Consider the following 14,706-nt stretch of genomic DNA (forward strand, 5'->3'; position numbering starts at 1 on the left):
AGAACTGACAATTGGCAATTTCCTGATGCACCGCTTCCAATCCTTCGAAATCCTACCCGGCCAACATGACAAAGGCATGGTGATCCTTGGAGATCATGCCATGAACCGCCTGCCCGAAGGATATGGCCGGCTCGGCCTGCCGGAAAGCGCCTTTGTCAGGCACATCGCCTACGACATCGGAATCGAAGGCCTCACGCGCCGGCTTTGCGCAAAACTGGGCGTCCCCGGTGTTCTCGGCGGTTTTTCGCGCCTGCTGATCGATCCGAACAGAGGCGAGGACGATCCGACCCTGATCATGAAGATCTCGGACGGCGCCATCATCCCCGGCAATCATCCGATCACCGAAGAGGAGTGGAATTACCGGATCGAGGCCTTCCACAGACCTTATCACAATGCAGTGTCGGAGACGATCGACAGGGTGGCGAATACGACCGGCAAAGCGCCGCTCGTACTCTCCTTGCACTCCTTTACACCCGCCTGGAAGGGCGTTCCCCGCCCTTGGCATGCAGCGGTACTTTGGGACAGCGACCGCCGCGCTGTGGCCCCGTTGCTTGAAAAACTACGGGCCGATCCCGATCTCGTCGTCGGTGACAACGACCCATATGATGGTGCGCTGAAGGGTGACACCATGTACCGCCATTGCATGATTACGGGCATTCCGCACGCGCTTCTGGAAGTACGCCAGGACCTCATCGGCGATGAGGCAGGCATCGAGGAATGGGCAGCGCGTCTGGCCCCTGTCTTTGCAGACATGAATGCCGAACCGGCCCTTCATGCATACAGCGTGCATGCTTCACGCACCGGCCCCTATTGACTGAAAGGACTTGGCCCATGACCACGCTCAGCAAGGAACAGCAGACGGAATTCGAGGCTGCCGCCTTCCGCCGCCTCGTTGCGCATCTTCGCGAACGCACCGATGTGCAGAACATCGACCTGATGAATCTTGCCGGCTTCTGCCGTAACTGTCTTTCCAATTGGTATCGGGAGGCTGCGGAGGCCGAAGGTGTCGCCGTCACCAAGGACGAATCGCGCGAGATCGTCTACGGCATGCCTTACGAAGACTGGAAGGACCTTCACCAGAAGGAGGCATCGCCTGTGCAAAAGGCAGCTTTTGAGGTGAACAACCCGCATAAATAGGCTTGTGGCCCGTCAAGAGGCTTGACCACGACGCCGCTTCGCGGCAGTCACGTGCATCCAAAATTAATCATCCCAATCAGGAGAATACGATGTCTGATGCTCATGGCGTCGCCCGCGACCAGCTTCGCGCTTTCATCGAGCGCATCGAACGACTGGAAGAAGAAAAGAAGACCATCGCCGACGACATCAAGGACGTCTACGGCGAAGCCAAGGGAACCGGCTTCGACACCAAGATTCTCAAGAAGGTCATCGCGCTGCGCAAGAAGGACGAGCAGGAGCGTATGGAAGAGGAAGCAATCCTCGACACCTACCTCGCCGCGCTCGGCATGATCGAAGCCCCGCCGGAAGGCTGAGGATAAAAAACTCCACCGCTCTTCATGAAAGCCGCCGTTTACGGCGGCTTTTCTTTTGGTCGGCAACAGTCTCCGCCAATTGTCGCCTTGCCTTCGTCCGCAAAGACAAAAGCCGCCGGACATTGCCCGGCGGCCCCATGCCTGTTCGGAATATAAACGCATCAGCGCGTGTTGAACTTGCGCACTTCCATGAAGTTGACAGCCGTGCCGCTGAAGCGGTCCGGATCGACAGAAGCCGTCTTCACGAAGCCTTCGGCATAGACCGCTGTCGGCTGGGCACGCAGCGTCTGACTGACGAAACGTGGTGCCTGCACCTTCTTGGAAGCCATTTCCAGGCGGGCGTTGGTGAGAGCCCACTGCGAGATCATCTTCTGCGTCAGCTTCGGCTCGGTGCGCATCGTCTGGCGGCTTTCGTCGGCAGCTGCCGCTTCCTGCTTCGTCGGACGACCGCCTTTGGCGGGCAGACCCTGTGCGATCGAGCTGTTGACGACAGCTGACTTCGGCGCTTGGACAGGCTCGGCGAAGCTTGCAGACTTGGTCATCGGCACAAGCGCTGCAAGCTGCAGCGGCGGCTTATCGAGAGCCGGCACCTTTGCAGGCGCAGCAGCGTTGATCGCCTGCTCCACGGTCTGTGGCTCCGAAGGCGCGTTCGCGGCTACCTGCGCTTCACCGGCCTCATCCTGCTGCTTTGCAAGCGCAGCCGCCATGGCAGGCGAAAGCGTATCCTGATCGGCCTCATCCCCTGCCGCTTCCGGATCGGCATTCTGTGCAGCGAGCAGGTTTTCGGCGACGGCTGGGCGTTCGGCCGGGGTCGGAACGCCTGTCGACATCAGGTTCGGATCGACGGAGGCGATCTGGGCATCACCTGGAGCGCGGCGCTGGCCGAGAAGAGAAGGAACCGGAATGCTGTAGGCGCTGAGGTCGGCGAAATGCTCAGGCTCCTGCGGCTGGCCTGCCGGCATGGCGGCAAGCGCCTGCTGGGCGGCATTAGCTGCAGACGGCGGCACCAAAGCATTCGCAACCTCGTTGCCTGCAAGCTGGTTGCTGAAAGCCGGACGAACCTGCGGCACGGGTGCATTCAGGCTTGCGACTTCGGTCTGTGGCTGCGGTTCTGCAGCCGGAACAGCCTCAGCCTTCGGCGGCGTGGCCTTGGCGACAGCCACCGGTGCGCTATCCTCCGAATTATCCTCTTCCTCGTCGGCGCCACCGCCAAACAGGACAGCAAACAGTGTCTTTTGCTTGCGAGGCTCTTCATCCGAAGCAGAACCGGAGGAGCTGGCCATCATGATCTGGCTGCCGTTCGCCACGCGGCGCTTATAATCGGCCATTGCCTGCTGGTAGCCCGGCAGCGGCTTACCGTCGGCTGGAATATGAATGGTGTTACCGTCAGGGAAGAGCCTGACCAATTCGTCGCGGCTCATGCGCGGCCAGGCGCGAACGCCGCCGACATCCATATGTACGAAGGGCGAACCGGACTTCGGATAGAAGCCGACACCGCCAACCTGCATCTTCATGCCGATACCGCGCAGCGTGGCGAGCCTCACGTCGGGAATGAAGAAGTCCATCGCCTTGCCGAGCATGTGCTGGCTCTTTTCGGCGACGCCGGAATTGCGCGAACGTCCACGCAGCATCTCATTGGTGCCTGGCGAACGGAAACCGCAGACGACGTTGATATAATCCCTGGAGCCCGACTGACGATAAACTTCCCAGATGAGATCGAAGAGACGCGGGTCCATCTTCGTCGGCTGATTCTTGCGCCAGTCGCGCAGGAAGCGGTTGAGCTGCTCAAGACCCTTCGGGTCGAACCTTCCGTTGCGCTTGTAGGTGATGACTGCCTTTTCGCCGGTATGGATGAAATAGAGCTTCAGACTGCGGGTGTCCCCGGCGGCCTGAGACGGTGTGCTTACGAATACCGGTGAGGAAACCGCGAGTGCAATCAGGGCGGCCGCTACCGTCCTAATTGCCTTTCCGCCAATCTTGGCGCACGACAAGCGCCAGCTCAAGCGCGAAGGCTTGGTATTCCCATTCAGATTCGGCAACTCGATCCCCGTCAGACAGTCAATGTCCCGTACTGCCTCAAATGGCTGTCAATTGCGGTCACACGATGGCAAAAATGCCACACATGATCAACCTTTTCTTTACATAGTGAACGGGCCGCTAACAAGTGGTTTATGGCGGGTAACCAAACGTGGTTGCCTTATTCTTAATAAAAACGCCTCTATGCCGCATCTTTCTGAGGATTATCGGGATCGATACCGTAATCCTTGAGCTTCCGATAAAGTGTGGATCGGCCAATACCTAGCTTTCTTGCCACTTGACTCATTTGTCCGCGATAAAACTTCAACGCGAAACGAATCAGTTCTTCCTCGACATCGGCAAGACGGCGCACATCTCCGGCCTGATTGACGCTCGGGATCGCGCTGTCGGAGGCCTCGGGCACGCGGCGCATCGTCTCGGCGACGGATACCGCCTGATAATCCTCGGGGAATTCGGCGTCCGGATCGAGATGCGAATTGTCGGCGACAAGTGCCAGGTGATCCACGACCTCGTAGTTCGGAAGCTGGGCGGCAATCTGCGGGAAGTCCGATTCGGTCAGCTCGGGACCCTCGGCAAGCACCACGGCGCGGAAGATCGCGTTCTCGAGCTGGCGGATATTGCCCGGCCAATCATAGGAGGTCAGCATCGCCAGCGTACCCGCATTGACCGTCATGCGGCGGCCGTTCTTCTGCTCGCTCGAGAAGCGGTCGGTGAAGACGCGGACCAGATTCGGAATATCTTCCTTGCGCTTGCGCAGTGCTGGAATGGTGATCGGGAAGACGTTCAGGCGGTAATAGAGGTCTTCGCGGAAGTGGCCGTTCTTGACCTCTTCGATAAGATCCTTGTTCGTCGCCGAGATGAGGCGGACATTGACCTTGTGCGCAGTGCGGGCGCCTACGGTTTCGATCTCGCCCTGCTGAACGGCCCGCAGCAGCTTGACCTGCACTTCGAGCGGCAGGTCGCCGATCTCATCGAGGAAAATGGTGCCGCCGTCGGCTTCCATAAATTTGCCGATATGCTTTTCGGTAGCACCTGTGAAGGCACCTTTTTCATGGCCGAAGAGAATGCTTTCGACGAGATTGTGCGGGATGGCGCCACAATTGACCGTGACGAACGGCTTGTTGGCCCTGTCTCCGGCCGACTGGATGGCGCGCGCCACCAATTCCTTGCCGACGCCCGATTCGCCTTCGAGCACGACCGGGATATTGGACTGCGAGGCGCGCTGCGCCAGATCGATGACGCGGATCATCGCCGGGCTTGCCGAAACGATGTCGTCGAAGCCGACGGAGCCGGCACGCGATCTGCGGCCGACACGGGCCTTCACCTCGCGTTGGTCGAGCTTCATCGCATTGGAAATGGATGTGTTGATGCGTTCCGGAGAGACCGGCTTGACGACGAAATCAAAGGCACCTGCGCGCATGGCCTGCACGACCGTCTCGATGCCACCCTGCCCGGTCTGGACGATGACCGGAATTTGCGTACCGAAATCATGCAGGGCTTCGAGGAATTCGAGGCCGGTCATTTCCGGCATCATCAGATCGAGCACGATGACATTGAAAAGGCCTGGATCGCGCTTCACCATCTCCAGCCCGATGCGGCCGTTCTCGGCCTGATGCACCACATGGCCGCTACGCTCGATCGCGTTCTTGAGCAGACGGCGCTGCACGGGATCGTCCTCGACCACGAGGATCTGCCCTGCTGCTTTGAGCTCATTGTAACCGGTCATTGTCGCCTCACTTCATGCGAAACCTTAGAGCGCACCCTGACAGAAAGGCTTGAACATCCAGTTTTGAGAAACAATTGCATTTTAACTGTTACGACAGGCCGTTTTCGTGCCGTAACAGGGCCTTTCGAGCGCTGGAAACCCCTTGATGCCGGGCCTTCCGGCACCCAGAGCGCCGCGCGTCCATTCGGACGCGCAAAGGACGCTCTGTCTTTTTGAAACTGCGCATCAGGCTTTCCGAAAATCGATTCCGATTTTCGGGCCGATGCTGTAGACAGTCAAACCTGTTATAAAAAGAGGAACCGTCCCATGAGACACACGCTTGCGCACGCCGATCTTCACCTTTCGGCAACGGCTCCCGCCGCAGCGGCAGCCCCGGCTCTGGGCGACCTTCCGACCTGGAAGCTGCAGGACCTCTACCCCTCGGCCATCTCCACCGCCTTCGTCGCCGATATGGAAAAGGCTGGCAAGGCCGCTTCCGCGTTCGAAGACAAATGGAAGGGCAAGCTTGCCGAGGCCGCCGTGAAGAAGGGCGAGGAAGGCATCGGCCAGGCGCTGAAGGAATATGAGGCGCTCGACGACATCATGGGCCGCCTCGGCTCCTTCGCCGGCCTCACCTATTTTTCTGATACCTCCAATCCGGCAAACGGAAAGCTCTACGGCGACGTTCAGACCAAACTGACAGAATATTCCGGCCGCCTGCTTTTCTTCGCGCTGGAGTTGAACCGCATCGACGATGCGGTGATCGATGCCTGCGTGGCGAACGATCCGCTTGCCGGCCATTACCGTCCCTGGCTGGTCGATCTGCGCAAGGACAAGCCCTATCAGCTCGAAGATAAGCTGGAGCAGCTTTTCCTCGAAAAGTCGATGACGAGTGCTGCCGCCTTTAATCGTCTCTTCGATGAAACGATGGCGGAACTGCGCTTCGAGATTGACGGGGAAAAGCTGCCGCTCGAAGTGGCGCTGAACATGCTGCAGGAAAAGGATCCCGAAGTACGCCGCAAGGCGGCGATGGCGCTCGCCGAAACCTTCAAGACCAATATCCGCATCTTCACGCTCATCACCAATACGCTCGCCAAGGACAAGGAAATCGCCGATCGCTGGCGCGGCTTCGAAGACATCGCCGATAGCCGCCATCTGGCAAACCGCGTCGAGCGCGAGGTGGTCGATGCTCTGGCCGCGGCCGTCAAGGAAGCCTATCCGCGCCTTTCGCATCGTTATTACAAAATGAAGGCCAAGTGGCTCGGCATGGAGCAGATGAATTTCTGGGATCGCAATGCGCCGCTTCCGGAAACTTCAAACGCCATCATCTCCTGGTCCGAAGCCAAGGACACGGTGCTTTCCGCCTACGGCAACTTCGCGCCGGAAATGGCTGATATCGCCAGGCGCTTCTTTGATGAACAGTGGATCGATGCGCCCGTTCGCCCCGGCAAAGCGCCGGGCGCCTTCGCCCATCCGACTGTGCCTTCCGCGCATCCCTACGTGCTCGTCAATTATATGGGCAAGCCGCGCGATGTCATGACGCTTGCCCACGAGCTCGGGCATGGCGTGCATCAGGTTCTTGCCGGTGCACAAGGCGCACTCATGTGCCAGACACCGCTGACGCTCGCCGAGACCGCTTCCGTCTTCGGTGAGATGCTGACCTTCCGCGCGCTGCTCAACCGCACGGCTGACAACCGCGAACGCAAGGCAATGCTCGCCCAGAAGGTCGAAGACATGATCAACACGGTCGTGCGCCAGATCGCCTTCTACGAATTCGAGCGCAAGGTCCATACTGCCCGCAAGGCCGGTGAACTGACCGCCGACGATATCGGTGAGCTCTGGCTTTCGATCCAGTCCGAAAGCCTCGGCCCGGCGATCAAGATCTCCGAGGGCTACGAGACCTATTGGGCCTATATCCCTCATTTCATTCATTCGCCCTTCTATGTCTATGCCTATGCCTTCGGCGACTGCCTGGTGAACTCGCTCTATGCCGTCTATCAGAAGGCGGAGAAGGGCTTTCAGGAGAAGTATTTCGAACTGCTGAGGGCCGGCGGCACCAAGCATCATGCCGAACTGCTGAAGCCCTTCGGCCTCGATGCGACAGATCCCTCCTTCTGGAGCAAGGGCCTGTCGATGATCGAAGGGCTGATCGACGAACTCGAGGCGTTGGACAAGGCATAAGGCTGCCCGAGCCCGCACCTCACTGGAAAGGCAATGGCAGCCTCCGAACCATTCATCCTGTTCCGGGACGATACGACCGGCGAAGTCATGCTCTTCGCCGGTCCGCAATGCATGATCGTTGCTCGCACGCACGCCGAATTCCTGCCGGCGCTGGAGCGGATGGAAGAAGCGCGCAGAGCCGGAAAATGGCTTGCCGGTTACATCGCCTATGAGGCTGGCCATCTCTTCGAAAGCAAGCTTGCCTCCTTCGCCGAAGAGAACCGGGAGACGCCCTTGCTGCTGTTCGGCGTCTTCGATGCGCCTCAGCCGGAAAGTCATCCACTCGCGACACCGCGACAGCGGCAGGAAAACGAGGAGTTCCTGACCGCGCCGAAGGCAGCCTGGAATTTCCATATATATAAAGAGCGTTTTGAACGCCTCCACCGCCACCTCCGCCTCGGCGATATCTATCAGGCCAATCTGACGATGCCGATCGAAGCCCGCTGGAACGGCGACCCGCTCGCCGCCTTCTGGTCACTGATCGACCGCCAGCCTGTCAAATACGGTGCGTTGGCCGATCTCGGCGGCCCCATCATTCTTTCCCGCTCGCCGGAACTGTTTTTCCGCATCGACGAAGATGGCTGGATCGAGACGCACCCGATGAAAGGCACGGCAAAGCGGGGTGCGACACCGGCCGAAGATGCCGAAATCGTCGAAGCCATGAAGGCCGACATCAAGACGCAAGCGGAAAACCGCATGATCGTCGACCTGTTACGCAACGATATCTCGCGCATCACCGAAGTCGGCACGCTCGATGTTCCCAAGCTCTTCGAGATCGAGACATATCCCACCGTCCACCAGATGGTGAGTCATGTGCAGGCAAAGCTCCTGCCCGATCTTTCCATACGCGACATATTCGCGGCGCTCTTTCCTTGCGGCTCGATTACCGGCGCGCCGAAGATCCGTGCCATCGAAATCCTCCACGATCTCGAAGACACGCCGCGCGATGCCTATTGCGGCGCGATCGGCATGATCTCGCCGGGTGGCGCCATGCGCTTCTCCGTCGCCATCCGCACCATGACGCTGTTCGATAGGGGCAAGGCGGTCTTCAACGTCGGCGGCGGCATCGTCTTCGATTCCACCGCTGAAGCAGAATATGAGGAATGTCTGCTCAAGGCCCGCTTCGCGGTCGGCGACCAATGGATCGCCCGATGACGGATTTCTCACTGATCGAAACGCTGCGCTGGCAACCGGATGAAGGCTTCATTCGCCTGCGCCTGCATCTCGCCCGCCTCTCTCGCTCCGCCCGCCGCATCGGCTTTCCCGAGCCGCTGGATGCGGCGGCCAAGTTGGAAGAAGCACTGAAGGACGAAAAGGGCCAGCGCCGCGTCAGGCTGACCTTCGATGGACAGGGGTGTATCGATATCACAACAGCTCCCTTCGCTCCGCTTCCGCCCGATGCCGTCTGGACCCTCCGTATCTCGAATACCCATCTCGATTCCGCCGACAAACTGCTGCGCATCAAAACCACGCGCCGCAGCATCTACGAGGCAGCACGCGCCGAATTCACACAGCAACAGGCGGACGAAGTCATCCTTCTCAACGAACGGCAGGAGGTCTGCGAAGGCACCATAACCTCCGTCTTCCTCGATGATGGCTCCGGCATTCTCCGCACCCCGCCGATCTCCTGCGGCCTGCTCGCCGGCGTGCTGCGCACCGAACTCATCTGCCAGCGCAAGGCGCGCGTCGGGCGCATCACGCTCGAGGAGCTACACAAGGGCAGGCTTTACGTCGGAAATTCGCTGCGCGGTTTGATCCGCGCCACTCTGCAAAAGGACTGAACATGTTTATCCTCGCCCTGACCTATGTGAAGCCGAACGAAGAGGCCGACAGGCATATGGAGCCGCATATGGCTTGGGTTAAGGAAGGATATGCCAAAGGCTGGTTCCTCGCCTCCGGCCGCAAGGTGCCGCGCACCGGCGGCGTCATTTTCGCTGTCGGTGACCGCGCCGAGATCGAAGCCTTTGTGGCGGTCGATCCCTTCACCATCTACGGCGTCGCCGAATACGACATCACCGAAGTTGCACTGACGACGGTGACGGACGGGCTGGAGGCTTTGAAGCGCTGATTCACGAACCGCGCCTTTTGCTCGTCAGGCTCAAAAAGGAGCGGCGATGAAACTTCCGACTTATACACCTTATGACGGCTCGGCACGGCCTTTCACCATCGGCCTGATGCCCCTCGATCCCCACCGCTGGATCGAGCCCGACGACGATCTGCAACGCTATCTCAAGGAAAAAGCTCGGCTGGCGGGCGAGCGATTCGACGACATTTTCGTCGCTGAAGAAAGAACGGAAACTGCCCAGCAGGAGGCGTTGGATCTTCTTCTCGCGCACCTTGGCGAGCGGCATCCGGCAATGCGCCGTCACGACACCTCGGCCCTACCGCCCCTCTTCAAGGCCGGTTCGCTCGTTCAGGATGATCTTGTCCTCATGCGCCGCAAGGCCGATGGCTGGCATCTCGTTGCCGCCCACGTCGCCTTTCCTTCTTCGTGGTCGCTGCGCGAAAAGTTCAGCCGCCCGATGCACGAGATCCATGCTGACGTACCGGACTTTAGCCAAGGCACACGCAATGCGGCGCTTATTACCCGCATCTTCGACAATCTGCGGGTTGACCAGCCGGTCGAGCGGTTGAACTGGTCGGTCAACACCACGGCCGATCTCTTCCTCCCCATCTCGAAACATCGCCGGCCGCCTTACACCGAAGCCTTCACGCTGGAGGAACGCTTCGTCCGCGTCGAACGCCAGACCCTGCGCAGGCTTGCCGTGTCAAGCGATATCCTTTTCACCATCCGCATCTATATCGATCCGGTTGCTGTCATTGCCCGCCATCCGCAGGCGCAGAAACTCGCAGCAAGTTTCGCCGATCAGCTGGAATTGCTCGATGATCAGCAGGCTGCCTACAAGGGCCTGACCGTGCAAAGTGCCGAGCTCGTGGGGAAATTGCGGGCGCTTTGTAGGTCCGATATTTGACCTTTGCAGGGGAACGCTCTTTATTGTGACGTCATTTTGTGATTAGAGCCGGTCACTTCGCGACCTTCGTCGCATTTTCACATGAATTCTTTAGGCTGAAAGCCTTCGTTCCCTTCCACAGGAGAAAAGAATGACGGAACAGAACTATCCGGTATATGGCGAAATTACCGGTCCGATCGTCATGATCGGCTTTGGCTCTATCGGCCGCGGCACGCTGCCCCTGATCGAGCGCCACTTCAAGTTCGACAAGAGCCGGATGGTTGTCATCGACCCGCGCACGGACGATGCCCACATTCTGGAAAAGCACGGCGTCAAGCACATCCAGGCGCACGTGACGAAGGACAATTACAAGGAACTGCTGAAGCCGCTCCTGACCGAAGGCGAAGGCCAGGGTTTCTGCGTCAACCTTTCGGTCGATACATCGTCGCTCGACATCATCAAGCTCTGCCGCAAGCTTGACGTGCTCTACATCGATACCGTCGTCGAGCCCTGGCTCGGCTTCTATTTCGACAAGGACATGAAGAACGAGGAGCGCACCAACTATGCGTTGCGCGAAACCGTTCGCAAGGAAAAGGCCAAGAACCCGGGCGGCACCACTGCCGTTTCCACCTGCGGCGCAAACCCGGGCATGGTGTCCTGGTTCGTCAAGCAGGCGCTGCTCAACCTCGCCAAGGATATCGGCCTGAAATTCGACGAGCCGGGCCAGGACGACCGCGAAGAATGGGCAAAGCTCATGAAGAAGGTCGGCGTCAAGGGCGTTCATATCGCCGAGCGCGATACGCAGCGCACCATCCATCCGAAGCCGCTCAACGTCTTCTGGAACACCTGGTCGGTCGAAGGCTTCATCTCTGAGGGCCTGCAGCCGGCAGAACTCGGCTGGGGCACCCATGAAAACTGGATGCCGAAGAACGCCAAGAAGCACAAGAAGGGCAACAAGGCCGCCATCTACCTCGAACAGCCCGGCGCCAACACCCGCGTTCGCACCTGGTGCCCGACGCCCGGCCCGCAATACGGCTTCCTCGTCACCCATAACGAGTCGATCTCGATCGCCGACTTCTTCACGGTCAGGGATAAGGACGGCGACGTCACCTATCGTCCGACCTGCCACTACGCCTATCATCCCGCCAACGACGCGGTTCTGTCGCTGCATGAGATGTTCGGCAACGGCGGCAAGGCACAGCCGGTTCTCCACGTTCTCGACGAGAACGAGCTGGTCGACGGTGTCGATGAGCTCGGTGTACTGCTCTACGGTCACGACAAGAACGCCTACTGGTACGGTTCGCGACTGTCGCTGGAAGAAACCCGCCGCATCGCCCCCTACCAGAACGCGACCGGCCTGCAGGTAACATCGGCCGTTCTCGCCGGCATGGTCTGGGCCATCGAAAACCCGAAGGCCGGCATCGTTGAAGCCGACGAGATGGATTACAAGCGCTGCCTCGAAGTGCAGCTGCCCTATCTCGGCCCGGTTGAAGGCCACTATACCGACTGGACCCCGCTCGACGGCCGTCCGGGCCTGTTCCCGGAAGACATCGACACCAAGGATCCGTGGCAGTTCAAGAACATCCTCGTTCGCTGAGCCCTGCCGTAACGCTGTCGAAAATGCCCGCTGCGAGGCGGGCATTTTTGTAACGCCTGCTGTCTAAATACCGGACGGGCTCTGCCGAAGGCTTGCCTTCGCGGAGGGTCCGCGCCATGTTTTTGGCGACTGTCGCGGATAGTTTCCGCTTAAATTCGCCGGGAGAAGCCTTATGAAAATCAGAACTGGTCTCGTTCTTGCGGTTGCATCGGCAGCTCTTGCCGCCTGCGTTTCCTCCGGCCCGCGCCCCCTCCCCGTGGCATCGGCACCCGCTCCTACCGGTGTCGAGGGAACCTGGGCCGATCCGAACGGTATCGTCTCCACCTTCCAGAGTGGTACCTTCACGACGCGCACGACCGACAGCAACCAGCTTCTGGCCTCCGGCACCTATATCAAGACGTCGCCGACGCTGGTGGAAATCAACATGACCTCGCTGGTTCGCAACACGCAGTCGAAGGTCAATTGCGCCCTCGTCACGACCGGCCAGCTGAACTGCACCTCGGATGCCGGCGCACAATTCGTCCTGACCCGCCGCAGTTAGAGCCTTTCCTGATATTGGCGGGCTTACGGCTTTTTTGCCAGCAGCCCTCTTGGAAAGCCCCATCCTCTTCACAGCTTCCCTCTTGCGGTTGATCCACGCAGGTGGAAACATCCGCGCGCCGGCATCGTCGGTGATGATCCACATGAGGGATGGCCAGGATCAGGGGTACAGATCCTGGCTTTAATCAGGAGAACAGGGATGACGAAGTCTTTCAGCTTCGGTCTTTTGACCGCGTCTATTCTGGCGCTGAGCACAAGCGCCGCATTTGCGGATTACGAACTCAATATTCTTCATATCAACGATTTCCACTCTCGCATCGAATCGATCAACAAGTTCGATTCCACGTGCTCTGCAGAGGACGAGGGCAAGAACGCGTGCTTCGGTGGCGCTGCACGCCTGAAGACAGCGATCGACCAGCGCCGTCAGGCCCTGACGGGCAAGAACGTGCTCCTGCTCAATGCCGGCGACAATTTCCAGGGCTCGCTGTTCTACACGACCTACAAGGGCGCGGCTGAAGCCGAAATGCTGAACCTCATGAAGTTCGACGCCATGACGGTCGGCAATCATGAATTCGACGACAGCGAGGATGGTCTCGCGACCTTCCTCGACAAGGTGCAATTCCCCGTCGTCACCGCCAACGTCAAGGCAAGTGCCGCCTCCAAGATCGGCGACCGCATCAAGCCTTCTCTCGTGCTCGATATCGCTGGTCAGAAGATCGGCATCGTCGGCGCCGTCACCAACGATACGCCGGAGCTTTCCTCGCCCGGCCCGAACGTGACGATTGCCGATGACGTCAAGAGCATCACTGCAGAGGTCGAGAAACTGAAGAGCGAAGGCGTCAACAAGATCATTGCGCTCACCCATGTCGGCTACCCGCGCGACCTTGCCTTGATTGCCAAGATCCCCGATGTCGACGTGGTCGTTGGCGGCCATTCGCACAGCCTGCTCTCGAACACCGACGCGAAGGCCGAAGGCCCCTATCCGACGTTGGTTGACAACCCCGGCGGCTACAAGGTGCCGGTGGTGCAGGCAGCCTCCTACAGCAAATATCTCGGCGATCTCGTCGTGAACTTCGATGACAACGGCGTCGTCAAGGACGCCAAGGGCGATCCGATCCTGATCGATTCCTCCTTCACGCCGGATCCGGCCGTCGCGGCGCGCATTGTCGAACTGGCAAAGCCGATCGACGACCTGCGCAAGAAGGTGATAGGCTCCTCCGAAAGCCCGATCGAGGGCAACAGCAAGGTCTGCCGCGTGAAGGAATGCTCGATGGGCAATCTGGTGGCCGATGCCATACTCGACCGCACCAAGAACCAGGCTGTCACCATTGCCATCCAGAACGGCGGCGGCCTGCGTGCCTCGATAGATGGCGGTGACGTCACCCAGGGCGAAGTCATCACCGTGCTGCCGTTCCAGAACACGCTCGCCACCTTCCAGCTGACTGGCGCCGATGTTGTCAAGGCGCTCGAAAACGGCGTCAGCCAGATCGACCAGGGCGCCGGTCGTTTCCCGCAAGTCGCCGGTCTGAAATTCACTTTCGACCAGTCGAAGCCGGTCGGCAGCCGCGTCAGCGACGTCCAGGTCAAGGACGGTGACAATTTCGTACCGATCGACAATGCCAAAACCTATGGCGTCGCCACCAACAACTTCATGCGCGCCGGCGGCGATGGATATGTCGCTTTCAAGGACGGCCAGAACGCCTATGACTTCGGCCCGGATCTGGCCGACGTGACCGCTGAATATCTCGCCGCCCACTCGCCCTATAAGCCCTATACGGACGGTCGCATCACGGAAATAGCCCAGGCTGCTCCTGCTCCATCCGCTCCGGCCCCATCAGCCGAGCCGGCTCCGGCGCCTACCGCTCCTGCACCTGCTACGGAACCCGCCCCGGCAACGCCTGCACCGGCAGCCGCTGCACCTGCCACGCCCTCGACCCACGTCATCGTTGCCGGCGATACTTTCTGGGATCTTGCCAAGTCCTTCTACGGCGACGGTGCCGAATGGCGCAAATTGTCGGAAGCCAATGGCAGCCCGAACCCCCGCCATCTGCGGATCGGCGAGGAAATCCAGGTTCCAGCCAAGTAAGACGATTTGTCCCGATCATGAGAGCCGGTCCGGGGTTCCCCGGGCCGGTTTTTCTTCTTATAGGGTGAACCGTGATCGGC

At 59.6% G+C, this 14,706-nt stretch carries 13 protein-coding genes; 11 read left to right on the forward strand and 2 right to left on the reverse strand.

Annotated elements, in window-relative coordinates:
- Nucleotides 1-25: 25 nt before the first annotated feature.
- From AC1DNW_RS00825 to AC1DNW_RS00835, 3 genes are all read left to right on the forward strand, one after another.
- Nucleotides 26-814 (forward strand): N-formylglutamate amidohydrolase, encoded by a 789-nt coding sequence (locus AC1DNW_RS00825; protein ID WP_113310301.1) that lies wholly within the window; start codon nucleotides 26-28, stop codon nucleotides 812-814.
- A 17-nt stretch (nucleotides 815-831) separates the two neighbouring features.
- Nucleotides 832-1,137 carry a DUF1244 domain-containing protein gene (locus AC1DNW_RS00830; protein WP_113296081.1) on the forward strand — a complete coding sequence of 102 codons (306 nt, stop codon included), beginning with the start codon at nucleotides 832-834 and terminating at the stop codon, nucleotides 1,135-1,137.
- 89 nt (nucleotides 1,138-1,226) lie between these two features.
- Nucleotides 1,227-1,490 (forward strand): DUF2312 domain-containing protein, encoded by a 264-nt coding sequence (locus tag AC1DNW_RS00835; protein ID WP_113296080.1) that lies wholly within the window; start codon nucleotides 1,227-1,229, stop codon nucleotides 1,488-1,490.
- A 161-nt stretch (nucleotides 1,491-1,651) separates the two neighbouring features.
- Here the strand turns inward: AC1DNW_RS00835 and AC1DNW_RS00840 are convergent, their stop codons facing one another.
- Together AC1DNW_RS00840 and AC1DNW_RS00845 are read right to left on the reverse strand one after the other, a co-directional pair.
- A complete protein-coding gene (locus AC1DNW_RS00840; protein ID WP_113310302.1) occupies nucleotides 1,652-3,529 on the reverse strand; it encodes a peptidoglycan L,D-endopeptidase MepK in 1,878 nt (625 codons plus the stop codon).
- A gap of 179 nt (nucleotides 3,530-3,708) precedes the next feature.
- Entirely contained in the window at nucleotides 3,709-5,253 is a 1,545-nt protein-coding gene (locus tag AC1DNW_RS00845; RefSeq protein WP_113296078.1) for a sigma-54-dependent transcriptional regulator, read from the reverse strand.
- Between the two features lie 306 nt (nucleotides 5,254-5,559).
- Between AC1DNW_RS00845 and AC1DNW_RS00850 the strand changes: the two genes are divergently transcribed.
- From AC1DNW_RS00850 to AC1DNW_RS00885, 8 genes are all read left to right on the forward strand, one after another.
- The gene (locus AC1DNW_RS00850) at nucleotides 5,560-7,413 is read left to right on the forward strand and encodes a M3 family oligoendopeptidase (RefSeq protein WP_113310303.1); all 1,854 of its coding nucleotides are present in this window, start codon (nucleotides 5,560-5,562) and stop codon (nucleotides 7,411-7,413) included.
- 33 nt (nucleotides 7,414-7,446) lie between these two features.
- Nucleotides 7,447-8,607, forward strand: a complete 1,161-nt coding sequence (locus tag AC1DNW_RS00855) for an aminodeoxychorismate synthase component I (RefSeq protein WP_113310304.1) — start codon at nucleotides 7,447-7,449, stop codon at nucleotides 8,605-8,607.
- The gene (locus AC1DNW_RS00860) at nucleotides 8,604-9,233 is read left to right on the forward strand and encodes an aminotransferase class IV family protein (protein ID WP_113296134.1); all 630 of its coding nucleotides are present in this window, start codon (nucleotides 8,604-8,606) and stop codon (nucleotides 9,231-9,233) included. The genes AC1DNW_RS00855 and AC1DNW_RS00860 overlap by 4 nt, the downstream gene beginning before the upstream one ends.
- Nucleotides 9,234-9,235: 2 nt before the next feature.
- Nucleotides 9,236-9,520 (forward strand): YciI family protein, encoded by a 285-nt coding sequence (locus tag AC1DNW_RS00865; protein WP_113310305.1) that lies wholly within the window; start codon nucleotides 9,236-9,238, stop codon nucleotides 9,518-9,520.
- Nucleotides 9,521-9,566: 46 nt separating this feature from the next.
- The gene (locus tag AC1DNW_RS00870; RefSeq protein ID WP_113310306.1) at nucleotides 9,567-10,424 is read left to right on the forward strand and encodes a heme-dependent oxidative N-demethylase family protein; all 858 of its coding nucleotides are present in this window, start codon (nucleotides 9,567-9,569) and stop codon (nucleotides 10,422-10,424) included.
- A gap of 130 nt (nucleotides 10,425-10,554) precedes the next feature.
- On the forward strand, nucleotides 10,555-12,000 hold the full coding sequence (locus tag AC1DNW_RS00875; protein WP_113296073.1) for a homospermidine synthase: 1,446 nt from the start codon (nucleotides 10,555-10,557) through the stop codon (nucleotides 11,998-12,000).
- A 172-nt stretch (nucleotides 12,001-12,172) separates the two neighbouring features.
- Complete coding sequence (gene omp10 / locus AC1DNW_RS00880; RefSeq protein WP_113296072.1) at nucleotides 12,173-12,541, forward strand: outer membrane lipoprotein Omp10; 369 nt, start codon at nucleotides 12,173-12,175, stop codon at nucleotides 12,539-12,541.
- Nucleotides 12,542-12,739: 198 nt separating this feature from the next.
- On the forward strand, nucleotides 12,740-14,626 hold the full coding sequence (locus tag AC1DNW_RS00885) for a 5'-nucleotidase C-terminal domain-containing protein (RefSeq protein ID WP_113310307.1): 1,887 nt from the start codon (nucleotides 12,740-12,742) through the stop codon (nucleotides 14,624-14,626).
- Nucleotides 14,627-14,706: the final 80 nt, after the last annotated feature.

The sequence above is a fragment of the Rhizobium sp. 05L429 genome (genome assembly GCF_056397645.1).

Excerpts from the sequence above, each read along its gene's own strand:
- AC1DNW_RS00825 (WP_113310301.1), top strand. The coding sequence starts at position 26 with ATGCACCGCTTCCAATCCTTCGAAATCCTACCCGGCCAACATGACAAA.
- AC1DNW_RS00830 (WP_113296081.1), top strand. The coding sequence starts at position 832 with ATGACCACGCTCAGCAAGGAACAGCAGACGGAATTCGAGGCTGCCGCC.
- AC1DNW_RS00835 (WP_113296080.1), top strand. The coding sequence starts at position 1,227 with ATGTCTGATGCTCATGGCGTCGCCCGCGACCAGCTTCGCGCTTTCATC.
- AC1DNW_RS00845 (WP_113296078.1), bottom strand. The coding sequence starts at position 5,253 with ATGACCGGTTACAATGAGCTCAAAGCAGCAGGGCAGATCCTCGTGGTC.
- AC1DNW_RS00850 (WP_113310303.1), top strand. The coding sequence starts at position 5,560 with ATGAGACACACGCTTGCGCACGCCGATCTTCACCTTTCGGCAACGGCT.
- AC1DNW_RS00855 (WP_113310304.1), top strand. The coding sequence starts at position 7,447 with ATGGCAGCCTCCGAACCATTCATCCTGTTCCGGGACGATACGACCGGC.
- AC1DNW_RS00860 (WP_113296134.1), top strand. The coding sequence starts at position 8,604 with ATGACGGATTTCTCACTGATCGAAACGCTGCGCTGGCAACCGGATGAA.
- AC1DNW_RS00865 (WP_113310305.1), top strand. The coding sequence starts at position 9,236 with ATGTTTATCCTCGCCCTGACCTATGTGAAGCCGAACGAAGAGGCCGAC.
- AC1DNW_RS00870 (WP_113310306.1), top strand. The coding sequence starts at position 9,567 with ATGAAACTTCCGACTTATACACCTTATGACGGCTCGGCACGGCCTTTC.
- AC1DNW_RS00875 (WP_113296073.1), top strand. The coding sequence starts at position 10,555 with ATGACGGAACAGAACTATCCGGTATATGGCGAAATTACCGGTCCGATC.
- omp10 (WP_113296072.1), top strand. The coding sequence starts at position 12,173 with ATGAAAATCAGAACTGGTCTCGTTCTTGCGGTTGCATCGGCAGCTCTT.
- AC1DNW_RS00885 (WP_113310307.1), top strand. The coding sequence starts at position 12,740 with ATGACGAAGTCTTTCAGCTTCGGTCTTTTGACCGCGTCTATTCTGGCG.